General features: G+C 46.6%; 11 protein-coding genes. 4 read left to right on the forward strand and 7 right to left on the reverse strand.

Annotated features, from left to right (window positions below; all coding sequences use genetic code 11):
* Nucleotides 1–182: 182 nt before the first annotated feature.
* Together ilvC and QMA35_RS06570 are read right to left on the reverse strand one after the other, a co-directional pair.
* A complete protein-coding gene (gene ilvC / locus QMA35_RS06565; RefSeq protein ID WP_281646342.1) occupies nucleotides 183–1199 on the reverse strand; it encodes a ketol-acid reductoisomerase in 1017 nt (338 codons plus the stop codon).
* Between the two features lie 147 nt (nucleotides 1200–1346).
* A complete protein-coding gene (locus QMA35_RS06570) occupies nucleotides 1347–2522 on the reverse strand; it encodes a hypothetical protein (RefSeq protein ID WP_281646343.1) in 1176 nt (391 codons plus the stop codon).
* Between the two features lie 127 nt (nucleotides 2523–2649).
* Between QMA35_RS06570 and ilvY the strand changes: the two genes are divergently transcribed.
* A complete protein-coding gene (gene ilvY / locus QMA35_RS06575) occupies nucleotides 2650–3522 on the forward strand; it encodes an HTH-type transcriptional activator IlvY (protein WP_281646344.1) in 873 nt (290 codons plus the stop codon).
* Between the two features lie 75 nt (nucleotides 3523–3597).
* On the opposite strand, the gene ilvN is transcribed toward ilvY, so the two are convergent.
* On the reverse strand, nucleotides 3598–4089 hold the full coding sequence (ilvN, locus tag QMA35_RS06580; protein WP_281646345.1) for an acetolactate synthase small subunit: 492 nt from the start codon (nucleotides 4087–4089) through the stop codon (nucleotides 3598–3600).
* On the reverse strand, nucleotides 4089–5834 hold the full coding sequence (locus QMA35_RS06585; RefSeq protein ID WP_281646346.1) for an acetolactate synthase 3 large subunit: 1746 nt from the start codon (nucleotides 5832–5834) through the stop codon (nucleotides 4089–4091). The genes ilvN and QMA35_RS06585 overlap by 1 nt, the downstream gene beginning before the upstream one ends.
* A gap of 447 nt (nucleotides 5835–6281) precedes the next feature.
* On the opposite strand from QMA35_RS06585, the gene QMA35_RS06590 reads away from it, so the two are divergent.
* Nucleotides 6282–6728, forward strand: a complete 447-nt coding sequence (locus QMA35_RS06590) for a DUF4124 domain-containing protein (RefSeq protein ID WP_281646347.1) — start codon at nucleotides 6282–6284, stop codon at nucleotides 6726–6728.
* Nucleotides 6729–6775: 47 nt separating this feature from the next.
* Here QMA35_RS06590 and ushA read toward each other — a convergent pair whose 3' ends face one another.
* The 3 genes from ushA to QMA35_RS06605 all read right to left on the reverse strand — a co-directional run bounded on the left by ushA (nucleotide 6776) and on the right by QMA35_RS06605 (nucleotide 9374).
* Nucleotides 6776–8395 (reverse strand): bifunctional UDP-sugar hydrolase/5'-nucleotidase UshA, encoded by a 1620-nt coding sequence (gene ushA / locus QMA35_RS06595; protein WP_281646348.1) that lies wholly within the window; start codon nucleotides 8393–8395, stop codon nucleotides 6776–6778.
* 106 nt (nucleotides 8396–8501) lie between these two features.
* Nucleotides 8502–8813: a YqcC family protein gene (locus QMA35_RS06600; protein WP_281646349.1), complete on the reverse strand. Its 312-nt coding sequence runs from the start codon at nucleotides 8811–8813 to the stop codon at nucleotides 8502–8504.
* Between the two features lie 66 nt (nucleotides 8814–8879).
* Nucleotides 8880–9374: a hypothetical protein gene (locus QMA35_RS06605; protein ID WP_281646350.1), complete on the reverse strand. Its 495-nt coding sequence runs from the start codon at nucleotides 9372–9374 to the stop codon at nucleotides 8880–8882.
* A gap of 738 nt (nucleotides 9375–10112) precedes the next feature.
* On the opposite strand from QMA35_RS06605, the gene QMA35_RS06610 reads away from it, so the two are divergent.
* Nucleotides 10113–11990, forward strand: coding sequence for an SET domain-containing protein-lysine N-methyltransferase (locus QMA35_RS06610; protein ID WP_281646351.1), 1878 nt, complete (start codon nucleotides 10113–10115; stop codon nucleotides 11988–11990).
* A 46-nt stretch (nucleotides 11991–12036) separates the two neighbouring features.
* Nucleotides 12037–13752 (forward strand): hypothetical protein, encoded by a 1716-nt coding sequence (locus QMA35_RS06615; protein WP_281646352.1) that lies wholly within the window; start codon nucleotides 12037–12039, stop codon nucleotides 13750–13752.
* The last annotated feature ends 126 nt before the right edge of the window (nucleotides 13753–13878 follow it).

Genomic DNA, 13878 nt, shown 5'->3' on the forward strand with positions numbered 1-13878 from the left:
TATCTGTATCTGAAAATTCGACAGGAGGCTCAGAAATGATCAGCCAACCTGCGAAAGAGCCTTATTTGATTGGTTTATAGCAATAGAATCAAGAGAAGGGAAAGCAGGAATAGCCAGGGAGAATAAAAGGGAGAATAAAAGGGAGAATAAAAGGGAGGAGCAGACACCCCTCCCAGACGAGCTTAGTTCTTGGCCTTATCAACAATCTTGTTGGCAGCGATCCAAGGCATCATTTCACGCAAACGGGAACCGACCTGCTCAATTGGGTGAGCAGCATTGTTACGACGGTAAGCAGTCATTGATGGGTAGTTCATTGCGCCTTCTGTGATGAACATCTTGGCGTATTCACCATTCTGGATACGCTTCAGGGCATTACGCATGGCCTGACGAGATTCGTCATTAATAACCTCTGGGCCAGTTACATACTCACCATACTCCGCATTATTAGAGATCGAGTAGTTCATGTTGGCGATGCCACCTTCGTACATCAGGTCAACAATCAACTTCAGTTCGTGCAGACATTCAAAGTAGGCCATTTCTGGCGCGTAACCAGCTTCAGTCAGAGTTTCGAAACCAGCCTTAACCAGTTCAACAGCACCACCACACAGAACAGCCTGCTCACCAAACAAATCTGTTTCTGTTTCATCTTTGAAGGTTGTTTCGATAATACCGGAGCGACCACCACCAACGCCGGAAGCGTATGACAGGCACAAATCTTTAGCTTTACCAGAGACGTCCTGGAATATAGCAATCAGGTCAGGAATACCGCCGCCTTTTACAAATTCAGAGCGAACAGTGTGGCCGGGAGCCTTAGGGGCGATCATAACTACGTCCAGGTCAGCACGAGGAACAACCTGATTGTAGTGAATAGCAAAGCCGTGAGCGAAAGCCAGAGTTGCCCCCTGCTTCAGATTTGGTTCAATTTCTGCTTTGTAAAGCTGAGACTGAAACTCATCAGGAGTCAGAATCATTACAACATCCGCTTCAGATACGGCATCAGCAACATCTTTAACCTTCAGGCCTGAAGCTTCAGCTTTAGCAACAGATGCAGAACCAGAGCGAAGACCTACAGTAACGTCAACGCCAGAGTCTTTCAGGTTGTTGGCATGAGCATGCCCCTGGGAACCGTAACCGATGATGGCAACTTTTTTGCCCTGAATGATGGAAAGATCACAATCCTTATCGTAATAAACCTGCATAACCCTGACTCCTGAGCGACGTAAACGCTTCTGCTTGTACCGCTGTTTTTTAGCGCAAAATGCTTTTTCGGAGCCAACAATAGCGAGACCAACCCATTTCGTAAAATGATATATTTGAAAAACTATATTTCACTTTGAGAAACACAATCAGAGACAGCGATCTCCAGACCTTTTCTCAACCTTCGCCTCACCACCTTTTTCAACCCAGGCACCAGAGACCCTTGAGTAAGTGACTTTACTAATGTAATCCCAGCCCACCTGCTTTGTGCTGCTGGGCATGGTATGACCACGATTCTGCTCACAGTCGATAGCCTTATGAAAACCACGATTTTCCATATAGAAGATTAACTTCTTACTCGTATCAGAGAATTCTACCAAAGGCACTTTATCCTGACCTTTCGTACCATAGGTTACAAAAGCAGGGTAATAATTGTTCGGCGCCCCTGTTGGCAGAAGCTTGAACCAAGGCAGCTGGCCACCAGAGTAACTGGCAATTGCAGCTATATAATTGGAGCGCATACGTCCCATGGCCGCACTTTGTATACCACCGGCACTGAAACCCATGCTGTAAATGCGCCGATCATTAATATCAAACTCTTCCTCAGCACAAGCCACCAGCTGGTCTGCCAGTTGGAAATCGTTGTGCTTCCATACCAAAGCAGGATTCATAACATGCCAGGGCAGCGCGTCGGGCGAACCTGCAAAAGGGGCGAACACCACACCACCTTCTTTCGTTATTTGATTGATAACACTCTCCCCAAGAACCCGGTAAACCTGCCCCCAATCTTCATTAGAACCATGCCAGAAGAAAACCACTGGCCCTTGCTTCTTTTTTGCCAGTTCCGGTTTTACAAAGACCTGCACCTTTCTCTCTTTGAAAAAGCCGTACTCCATGGAGATTTCACCTTCCACAATGGCAGCACAGCTATCCCTTCTATCCGGCATCATCGGTGAAGCTAACAAAGCAGCTTCAGTAACAGCTGACACAGGAGCACCAGCCCCTCCAAAATTTATTCCTCCGAGGTGACTTCCCTGCCACTTAAGTATCGCAGCAATGGCCTCTTCAAATGTTAACTGCCCGGGCTGACAATCAACCTGCTCACACTCCCGTAATACTTCGCGAACCAGCTCATCCCGGTAAGGCTTCAGCAAGCGTGCCAACTCTTTGTCCGAGAGGTTGTTAAGAATCAGGTCAACTTTCTCTTCTATAAGATCGCGGATGTAATTATCCGGCTGGGGAGGTACGGCATACTGAACACTTCCGTAAACACTTCCCGCTAGAAAAAGAAAGTTCCACGCAACACTTCGAACCCATTGATACACCACAACTCCGCACCCACCTATCTATTCTCTGACAGTGCAGCTATCGGCTGGAGTAGGGATTTTCTGGATTCCCAAAGAACTCTCGGGAGATAATCTCTGACAACATTATCAGGAGAGTCTTGCGGCCATGGACTTCCGCCCACTCAAGCACTTCCTTGCCCTGTCCGAAACACTGCACTTCGGGCGTGCCAGCGGGATTTGCCATATCAGCCCGCCGACCCTGAGTCGGAGCATAAAATCCCTCGAAGACTCTCTGGGAGCAATATTATTTGAGCGGGACAACCGCAGTGTTGTATTAACGGCAGAGGGCAAAGCGTTTCAGAAATATGCCCGGGAAACCATAAGCCAGTGGGAAAGTGTCAGCAGCAATCTGCGCTCTAGCACTCAAGAGCTTAAGGGGGAACTCAGCGTTTATTGTTCGGTGACTGCCAGTTACAGTTTTCTCTACGATATTCTCTATGAATTTCGCCAGCAGTATCCACGCATTGAGATCAAGCTCCACACGGGCGATCCGGAACTAGCCATCTCTCATATTCTTTCCGGTAAAGAAGATATCGCTATAGCCGCCCGGCCAAGCACCCTACCAACGAATCTGGCTTTTCAGGATATCGCCGTTTCACCCTTACTGTTTATTACTCCACTGGGAGACTTTAGCGCACCAAAAACACCTGATGAGTGGGCAAGCACGCCGATGATTCTTTCCGAAGAAGGTGTCGCCCGGCAACGAGTGAACAAATGGTTCGCTGACAAAAACATCAAGCCACACATCTACTCACAGGTTGCCGGCAATGAAGCTATCGTCAGCATGGTCAGTCTGGGGTTCGGTGTCGGCGTTGTGCCATTGATCGTTCTGGAGAACAGCCCTCTGGCAAACAAGGTTCAAATCCTTGATAGCAAACCAGAATTAAAATCTTATGACGTGGGGTTGTGCGCACAGGAGAAAAAACTGAAGAACCCTTTAATTCGCGCATTCTGGGAACAGGCTGCCAACCAGATTTAAAACATAAAAAAGCCGATTTTGCTTTAGAGCAAAAACGGCTTCTAATTACACCAATAAGATTAAAGGCTCAAGAGATTAAAGACTCAGTACCTTTTCACCTCTGGCAATACCGGTTACACCACTGCGAGCCACTTCCAACACAGAAGTTTCACCCACCGCATCAATAAAGGCATCCAGCTTTTCACCGGTTCCTGTTAACTGAACTGTGTAAACACCACTGGTGACATCAACAATCTGGCCCCGGAATATATCAGCAGTGCGCTTAATTTCCGCCCGCAGAGCTCCGTGAGCTTTCACCTTAATCAGCATCAGCTCACGCTCAACATGGGAACCTTCCGTCAGATCCACCAGCTTCACTACATCAATCAGTTTGTTCAGCTGTTTGGTGATCTGCTCAATGGTTTCCGGCTTGCCGTCTGTCACAACTGTAAGACGAGACAATGTTTCATCTTCAGTTGGGGCAACAGTCAAAGTTTCAATGTTGTAGTTACGCTGAGCAAATAGACCAACAATACGAGACAGGGCACCGGGTTCGTTTTCAACGAGTACAGAAATAATACGCCGCATCAGGTACGCTCCGTTTTGGTCAGCCACATATCCCGCATAGAACCATCCTTGATTTGCATCGGATAGACATGCTCATTGGTATCAACAGCCACATCGAGAAATACAAGGCGATCTTTCAAAGAGAAGGCTTCTTCCATGGCGGGAGCAAGATCCTTCACATCCGTGACCGTAATCCCAACATGACCATAAGCCTCTACCAGTTTCTTAAAATCTGGCAGTGATTCCATATAAGAATGGGAGTAACGGCTGCTGTACTGCATAGTCTGCCACTGCCGTACCATCCCCAGAGCCTGATTATTCAGGTTAATAATCTTCACATTCAGGTCATATTGCAGACAAGTAGACAACTCCTGAATATTCATCTGAATACTGCCTTCACCCGTCACACAGGCTACGTGGGCATCTGGGTTATGGAGTTTCACCCCCATAGCGGCAGGTAAACCAAAGCCCATGGTTCCTAAACCACCAGATGTAATCCAACGATTCGGCTTATCAAACAGATAGTGCTGAGCGGCAAACATCTGGTGCTGTCCGACATCTGTCGTTATGTAGGTGTCGTCATTCTTAGTGGCTTCATACAGAGCCTGAACAACCTGCTGGGGCTTAATGACACCTTCGGCAGTTTCGAACGGGAACAGGCTACCCTGCCCATCTCTCCACTCATTAACTTGCTTCCACCAGTTTCCTAAAGCTTCTTGATCCTGAGAAGCTTTAGTTGCAGCCACCAGGTCATTCATTTCTTTCAGGACACTGTTAACCGGCCCAACGATGGGAACATCAACAGGGATGTTTTTGGCAATACTGGCAGGATCAATATCGACATGTACGATTTTGGCTGTGGGGCAGAACTTGTTAGTACTGTTGGTCACACGATCATCAAATCGAACACCGACAGCCAGAACAAGATCACTATGGTGCATAGCCAAGTTGGCAGCATAACTACCATGCATACCCAGCATTCCCACAAACTGCTCATCAGTACCCGGATAAGATCCCAACCCCATCAGGGTATTGGTAACCGGAGCACCACTCTGCTTCACTAGTTTGGTCAACTCTTCCGAGCCATTTCCCATAACCACGCCACCGCCAGCATAAATAATCGGGCGGCGAGCCTTCATCAGCAGATCAACAGCCTTGCGAATCTGACCACTGTGTCCTTTCTGGGGGGGGCTGTAAGAACGAATCTTAACTTTGCCCGGATACTCATAGGGATACTTTTTAGTGAGATCAGTAATATCTTTTGGAAGGTCAACAACAACAGGACCAGGACGGCCTGTTTGAGCGATATAGAAGGCTTTCTTAATGATTTCCGGAATATCTTCGGCACGCTTCACCAGAAAGCTGTGTTTCACGATAGGACGGGAGATACCCACCATATCGGTTTCCTGAAACATGTCTGTACCAATAAACTGGGAAGGCACCTGACCTGACAGAACAACCATGGGAATGGAGTCCATATAGGCAGTTGCAATACCTGTTATTGTGTTAGTTGCCCCTGGCCCGGAAGTGACCAGAGCGACACCGGCTTTACCGCTGGAACGGGCATAACCGTCTGCCATGTGTGTGGCCGCCTGTTCATGGCGAACCAGTACGTGTGTAATTTTGTCCTGGCGGAAAATGGCATCATAAACGTGCAAAAGAGCACCGCCGGGATAACCGTAAATGTATTCGACACCCTCATCAGCGAGCGCCCTTACCACCATGTCCGCACCGGACAGAAGTTCGACCTGCTTACCCTCAGTCACGGAACCACCGTTATTTATTCTGCAACCCGATTAATCTGAGCCCTTAAAGAGCACCTGAAAAAACCCAGGTTGAATTGTTAGTACTTTTCTGGTGAAACGCTAGACATATGCATAAAAACATAGAGTCTGGCATTCACCATCTCGTAACACGTTCTTATTATGGTTAGCCAGTTTGTACCGACATATGCATTCCAGTGCAGATTCTGCCTTGAGGAATGGCTCCGGGCAGGGCGGATAATAATATCCCGGAGCGAAAGAGAGGTCGCGATCAATGCTCCCATCTCCAACATACAACTAAAATAAGCGCTCTGTTATGTGCGTTCCGGCTCATTGTTGACTTTCAACCCCGGTGAGTCAATAGCGCAGCAGCCCCGGCACTTCAAGCCAACCCCATATACATGTACAGTAGCCCTCAAGATAAATAAGAAAGATATGCCCGGGGCATAGATGAAAAAAATCACACACTTTCTTCTGGTGATGGCTATGGCGGCCACCTTTAATGCCAGCGCACAAGATACTGTATACAAATGGACCGACAGCAATGGCACTGTCCACTTCGGTAAACAGCCTCCGGAAGATGCTGAATTTACCCAGTTCAAAACAACAAAGGTAAATACTGCCGACGGACGACACACTGAACGCAGCGAGTCAGAGCGTGAGCCAAGATCAGCAGAGAGCAGTAAAACAGAAGAATACGATCAGCAACTCAGCAAGCTTGCCAAGCAACAACAGGAGGCCTGCCGTAAAGCGACTGAAAACAAAGAGCGACTGCTGAGCAGTCACCGTATTCAAATGAAAGATGCTGACGGCACAGTGCGCACACTTTCTCATGAAGAGAAACTGGAGCAGCTCAAGCGCGCAGATGAAGGAATTCAGGAATATTGTGAAAAATAAACCTTGAGACATGCCCGGCACACATTCGTGAACCGGGCATTAGCGCCTTAATAGCGCTTCACCTCACCTTTCGGCTCATAAGTGCTCACCTTGATGGGCGAAACTTTCTGAATATAATCCTTCAGAACCTCACCATCTATATAACCGGTATTCACATAACCGGGTTTATTATCGAGTTGAGGGTAACCATCACCCCCGGCTGCGGAGAAACTGTTTACTGCCATACGGTAGATTTTGCCGTCTTCAACTCTTTTACCACCAACAGTAATTTGCTTCAGCTTGCCACCTTCAATAACCATGGCAACGTTAGAGAAATGGGCAAAGGCACCACTGTCTGGAGGCATACTGCCAACAACCTGCAGATAGTTCTTTAGATCTCGACCACTGAGCTCCATATAAGCCACCTGATTACCAAATGGCTGCACAGTCAACACATCACGATATGTAATCTGCCCCGCAGGAATACTTGCCCGAATACCACCACTGTTCAAAACTGCCAGATCAGCCTTGGCTCTATCTCTCTGAGCTTCGGCAATTAAACGACCAAGAGCTGTTTCATGAAAGCGCACCTCCGACCGTTCACCAGGCAGGCGTTTATCAACAGAGCCCACTACAACATTAAGCAGAGCTTCACCTTCTTTTCTATATGGCTCCAGCAATTCCAACATGGCTTTATTTTCAGAAATAACCGGGCCAACGTTCACGTACTCCGATTTGCCACCGCGTATAACCTTCTCTTTCAGGTTTACAGGAATCAGCGCGTAGTTGGTCATTTTGAGGATGCCATCCTTGTAGATGAAATCTGCACGACCAACATACTTACCCCATTCAAAGGCCTGCATGATGTAGGTTGAGTTAATAATATCCGGGCGGAACAGAGGATCCTGAGAATGACCACCGGCAATGATATCAATACCATTTACCTTTCTGGCCAGATTCACATCCCCTGGAGCATTCACCCCATAGTTACCCCGGAAGTACCAGCCAAGGTGGGTAGCAGCAATAACAATGTCAGCCTTGCTGCGCATTTCCGGCATAAGTGCTTTGGCTTCTTTCACCGGATCGGTGAACTTCAGCCCACGGGTTACATCAGGATTTGATGTTTCCACTGTATCCAGTGTTGTTAAACCAATAATGGCAATTTTCAAACCGCCTGAGTCGACCACAATGTAAGGCTGAAACAAACGCTTGCCGGTTGATTTATCGTAAACATTAGCGGCAAGGAAGGGGAAGTTTGCCCAGCGAGCCTGCTTCATCAGTACAGGTAAAGGGTTATCGAACTCATGGTTACCTACAGCAGATGCAGTGTAACCAATCATGTTCATACCTTTAATATCAGGCATGGCATCCAACATGTCAGATGTGGGTGTACCCGTATTGATATCACCACCAGATAGCAAGATGACTGAGCCACCCTGCTTGGCAACCTCGCCTCTGATCTGGTCTATTAACGTTTTACGGGCAGCCATCCCCCCTTCGCCTTTTCTGTTTTTCCAGAAGTGGCCATGGTTATCGTTAGTATGCAGAACGGTTAACTTATAAGTCTTGTCATCTCTCGAATGATGTTTTGGAGGGGCGTGACACGCAACCAGAAAAATCGCGATGAACGACAGAAGCCAAAAACGGTGAAACAACCAGCCGCGGCAAACAAAAGAGTCAGACTGCATTACAAACCTCCGGGGAACCCGCAAAAACGCAGTCAAGCAATTCTAGACTCTGATTTCAGGCTCCGTTGCAGATTTCCCCCAAAAGGTAAGCGACGCTATATGTCTATTAACTCATAGCCTCATCAAGGCGACCAATAATCGGAAACAGGTTCACACCATCGATATGCATAGCGGCAAACGCCTCTTGTGCATAGGGTTGAATCTGCGACCCAGTAGGCAGAGGTGACTTGTGTTCGATCATAGCTCTGAGGCGTGGGATATAAATCCATTGCAACCACTGTGGAAACGACAATGTATCAATACAGAAAGGCTCATGACTGGACAATGCTTCAGCACTTGGGGGCGTAGCAACCCAGTGGCCTTCAGAACGTAAAGCCTTTTCCAGATCATTCAGCAGAGCGGAAACGTCGGCACTCAAAACCATACACTCCAAAAATAAAAGTCCGCCACACTATACCGGCATACCGAATGACTCAATATGAAATTAATCACCAAGAGATTTACTTTCGATATCACTCAGTAGCTTGCGCAATTGATTCTGTAACGAAGGATTTTTAGCAAAATACAGCCCTCTTCGTGCAAGAGATGCAGCCTCTTCGGGATTACCAGAATTTCCCTTAATACTGGCAAGGTAGAAGTAGATCAATCCATCATCCGGCGAGATACGTAAAGCTCGCCCCAGCTTCTGCAAACTCTCGCCATCATTCCCGGCCTGCCAGGCCATACGTCCTTCTCTTAACAGTTGGCTTGTAGCTTCCGGGCGCCCCTCCGATGTCATTTGCTCCAGACGAGCATAGAATTCAGCTTGATTAACACTCTGAGGCTGCAAAAAAAACTGGGAGCACCCAGACAAAATGGATAATAAAACCACCAGAACAAGATAACGCCCCAAAGCTCCCCCTCCGTCAGCTATGAACAGCTCTCCCCTCAGAGCCAGCATGATGACACAAAACCCTCTACCAACCACAAACCAGCTCAAAAATAAGCAGCTTGGGAAACGTATTTACCGAAGAACCCCAATGATAATAATTCGCGCTCAACTCGGATCAATAACAATTTTCATTTGCGTCTATATATTCACCTGCCATAAGACGATCATGCATCAGGGAATGGTGCGAGATGCCATTCTCCCTTCTTTTAACAACTCTGTTAGTGATTACAAATGCCTAATGCGATGTGATGCCAAGTTTCCACTGGGCAGAGCAGGAATATGTTTAATGTTGGCGCCATGTTAAATGGAGGTGATAGCTACGGTGGAAGCCTCCGGGTCTTGGCGAAACGGTTAGAGCTTGGTCATTACGCCCAACCCAGCGCAGAACAAGATAGCAGCCAGAGCTCTACGCCGGCAGGACGAAGTGTACGCAAAAGAACCTCCTCAAAACTTCTATTACCTCCAGAACACGATTCAACTTCAGTAAACAGTCCCGACGATGATGCCCCGTTCACTCCAATAAAAAAAAGAAGAAGCGCTCGCCGGCTCCCAGAATTGAAATTAGAACCAGAACCAGCTTCAAACTCTAACACCAGTTTTTATGATACAGATATGGAGGATGAGCCTTGCATATCTGGCGTTTCATCTTCCCCGGCCCCATCAAGCCCCGTATCTACATCTACGCCCTCAGAATCCAAGCCGACGAAAAAGGCAAAAGTTGCGATCTACAAAACACTTCCCCAAAAAGACCCGCCATGGAAAAAACAATCGTTAAAGAAAAGAGCCATGGCTCAGGTTTGTACTATCAAGAACGGCATCGATGTTCGTAAAAGCACTATCCCAAATGCAGGTAACGGTCTTTTTGCCCAAAGAGCTTTTCAGGAGGGGGAGTTTATTACTTGGTATGACGGAATAGTTGAGGATATTTCACAAGAACGGCGCAAAGAGTTGCAACAGTGCGAGGATCATGAAGTTTGGAGCCATATTCGGGGAGTTAATCAGACGCGGGTCGTACATGGTTTACAAGAGCCAGACGAAGGGCGTGGTGGTGGAAGCTTTTTAAACGATGGGTTTAATGCTTTTCTCCCAGCTAACGTGGAAATTATTCCCCTACCATCAGAAAACATTCCTCCCCTGCCTGGGGAGCATGAGCTTTATGTAAGGGCCAAACGGAATATAGAAGAAGGAGAAGAATTCTTTTACAACTACAAAAGTGACCACTGGAACCGATTTGCCGATGATTTCCCTGAGATTTACCAAAAGCACTTTGACAAACAGATTCGCAGAAAGGCGCAACTCCGCCAAGCCCTTAAGGAATGCGAAGAAAAAAACGGCCGAATACAACCTTTACTCGATCTCCTCCAAGATACACCCGTTCCTTATTGGCCAGAGCTAAAACGCCACCACAAAACATGGTCTGTCGAATTGTGTCGCTATGCATTGTATAGATGTGACTCATCAGATGCTCACGTATTAACACAGAGAGCCCTGGGACTGCTGAAAGAGGAAAGTAACGCCTATTTCACGGCCATGGGTGACTATATCTGCTACCTGACAGAAAAAAGTAATCATGCTGAAGAAAAAAAGGGAATAGCTAAAGGTCTTGCATCAGAGTGGAATCGCAGACAGAGAGGGCGATCAGGTAAGAAAATATACCCTGTAAGAGTTCCCGCAAATGGCGTTTTTCTCCAGCCAGAGGATAACTGGACACTTGCCCATATTCAGGTCATTTATTGGTTGTTTGAGCGCCCTCAGAACCTCAGCATTGAAGGCGATACATTTATGCATGTACTCCACGTTCTTCACCCTGCCCACCCTCTTTATGAAGAGCTTATTACCCAGTACATTTTTCAGGCCTTTAATGTACAACCGGGGGATAAGCTGGATTTTAATGACTCAGCAGTTATCGATTCAAAAGACTCGTTAATGGCAGCCTTATTGAACAATAAACTCTGGATGCCCACCTCCAACGACACTCCCAAAGAACAATGGCGCACCTGGGGTGCCCGTGAGCTAAGAACATTCCTCAAAAACAAAGACGTAGTTGTCATTGATCCAGACCCTGCCAAAAACAGCCCATGGAAAATTCTGGATGATCTCTTTGAGAAACAAGGAGAAGAGGCAGAAACAAAATACAACGCTCACTTCCTTGCCGAATGCCGAAAACGGAAGTGCAAGTTTGCCAAAATGGCCAAAGACAGCAAAGGTTCCCGTTGTAAACGACCTATTCGCTTCAGAGCTATTCCAGGTCTGAAATACACAAATGCAGACTGCAATAAACATGCACTGTTTATGCAGTATGTTCACCGGGCAGGATTTGATTACCAAGAAGTCTACCAGCAGGCTACCAATGAAACTCTCTACGCCAGCCTGAAAATGATGGAGAAAGAATACTTGGAAACAGTCGAAGGAAAAGCACTCGCACACAATTTTCTGGCAATGGCTATGGCTCGAGTTACACCCGACCCGGAAAAAAGGAAGGTACGAAATAGTATTTTCAGAAACAACAGACATGCTTTACGACCCGACTTGTTGCCCATGAAGAATCCTGAGCGTTTTCAAATACTGCGCCTCCATGGAGAAACACTTCGCGCACAATACCAAAAACTTCCTCCCCTGCCAGATGACAGTAGAACTAACTCAGATGTTGCAGAAGAAACGTAAAGCGGTGGTCTAACAACCTTTCACAGTTACGAGAAAGGTTAAAACTATGGCTTCACCATGCGGGAAAGTGATTAGTGGCTTATACGGAGATGCATTCCGGCAAGATAGAGCAGATTCCCCAACAAGAGAGTTGTCCGGTGTTCAGGATTTGTATACACGAGCTTTTGCAAAAAGTGTGTCTGTCGCCAAGCCTTCTGAGCCCAATATCTCGGAGAAAAGCTCGGCAGTTTCCTCTTACCATACAAGGCGTGTGACATCTACCTCAGGCACTGTGAACTATTCCGACGAATATCTGCTGGATGCCACAACATTTAGCGATGGTCGTGGATACCCGGAATTTCATGATGTAGTAGAGATGGCCCACGAAATCAATATCGGAGATGGTGTTCTTCGCGCCACGGATTACACCCAAGATGTAGCAGAGCATATTTCTCCACGCAACTGGAATATGTTACTGCGATATGCACAGTTTATGGTTAAATGCGACGATTATTTTTCGTACAACCACCATGAATTAAGTCAACAGATTAAAGAAACAGATGAAGAACTCCACCAATGGTTAGGCAAAGTTAATAGACAAGATAACTTCTCGATACATGAGCGCAATGTTCTATATGTTTTACTTCACCACATTACCGTTTCTAAAATCGAAGAAATTAACCGATCAAGCCGGGTGTTCAATCCTTTGTGTGTTGAAGGTGCACCAACTTCACCTGGCCCAAGCTGCTCACAACAAGCCACTCCTCAGACCTCTCTTCATACTCAAACATCATCTGAGACAGGAGCACAAACAAGTGCAAAGCATAGCCCTATAGAACCAGAATATTATTTCCTTGAGAGAGGCAAATGGGATGACTCATTATCAGGTAGCAAACACGACAACCTTAAACAGGAGCTAATGGATCTCACCCATGCTTCTGTCTATTTAACAGAGTTTGAACGTACAGGCTGGCCTAGTGACAACGATTACAAGCAGTTAAGAACGAAAGTTCTTGAGGCAAAAAAGTATTCAAGAGATGTGATTAACTACTTTTATTCTCCAAACGACTGGAAAAATGCCAATACGCTGAAAACCATGATGCAAAAGAAATTCAAGCGAGCCCCTGACCGCATGGTACAGAGGGTTAAAGAAGGGGGACAACCTATTGCAGTAGAGGCAAAAGATTTTATGAACTGGTTGTTTAGAAAAAACGCAGATGTATATGGCTGGTTAACAAGCGCAATGTCCTCAAAGCCCGCCAGCCAGACTGCATTTGCTGGAGCCTTGCCATGGATAAAATATCACCTTGCCAGCTCTGGATTTAAGTTTGTTCCCACCCCTGACAACAAAACAGCTGAACAGGCCGCTACAGGTGTAGAGACAGTGGAAGTATCAGAGGACTCTATAGTCAGTGGAGACTTTGGAGTCGCTGAAGAAATTGTATTCACTAAAGAAATTGTAGCCACTGAAGAAACTTATACACTAACGCCTAACAACAGAGAGAAACAAAAGAGGAGAAGGGGTGACCGGGAATATAAAAGTTCACCCTACAACCAACCTCCCAAAGGCGGAAAATCATCTGACTCTTCCGAAGCCAAAATGCAACCAGCTTCTCTCCCTGGGTACTCACAAAAACGTGCACGTCTGTTCTATATTGAATTATGCAAAATAAAAAATTGGAGTCATCATCAAGAACAGCAATCAGAGCTAGCAGCCAGAATTATGTACGGGCTCGGGATACCAGATCATCTCAAGCATATAAAACTGGACTGGACGTCCTAAAGTCAAAACAGAGAAAGCTTCAGAGACTCATTCAAGCTCGGTTCTTTTATTTAACAGGCTCTGGTTAGGAAAACGATCAAGCCTGTTAAAACCTTTCTGCAATGTAACTGTCTTACTTGTTTCTCC

It is taken from the genome of Parendozoicomonas sp. Alg238-R29, assembly GCF_947331445.1.
Taxonomy (GTDB): domain Bacteria; phylum Pseudomonadota; class Gammaproteobacteria; order Pseudomonadales; family Endozoicomonadaceae; genus Sansalvadorimonas.

Excerpts from the sequence above, each read along its gene's own strand:
- ushA (WP_281646348.1), bottom strand. The coding sequence starts at position 8,395 with ATGCAGTCTGACTCTTTTGTTTGCCGCGGCTGGTTGTTTCACCGTTTT.
- ilvN (WP_281646345.1), bottom strand. The coding sequence starts at position 4,089 with ATGCGGCGTATTATTTCTGTACTCGTTGAAAACGAACCCGGTGCCCTG.
- QMA35_RS06615 (WP_281646352.1), top strand. The coding sequence starts at position 12,037 with ATGGCTTCACCATGCGGGAAAGTGATTAGTGGCTTATACGGAGATGCA.
- ilvC (WP_281646342.1), bottom strand. The coding sequence starts at position 1,199 with ATGCAGGTTTATTACGATAAGGATTGTGATCTTTCCATCATTCAGGGC.
- QMA35_RS06610 (WP_281646351.1), top strand. The coding sequence starts at position 10,113 with ATGGCTCAGGTTTGTACTATCAAGAACGGCATCGATGTTCGTAAAAGC.
- ilvY (WP_281646344.1), top strand. The coding sequence starts at position 2,650 with ATGGACTTCCGCCCACTCAAGCACTTCCTTGCCCTGTCCGAAACACTG.
- QMA35_RS06590 (WP_281646347.1), top strand. The coding sequence starts at position 6,282 with ATGAAAAAAATCACACACTTTCTTCTGGTGATGGCTATGGCGGCCACC.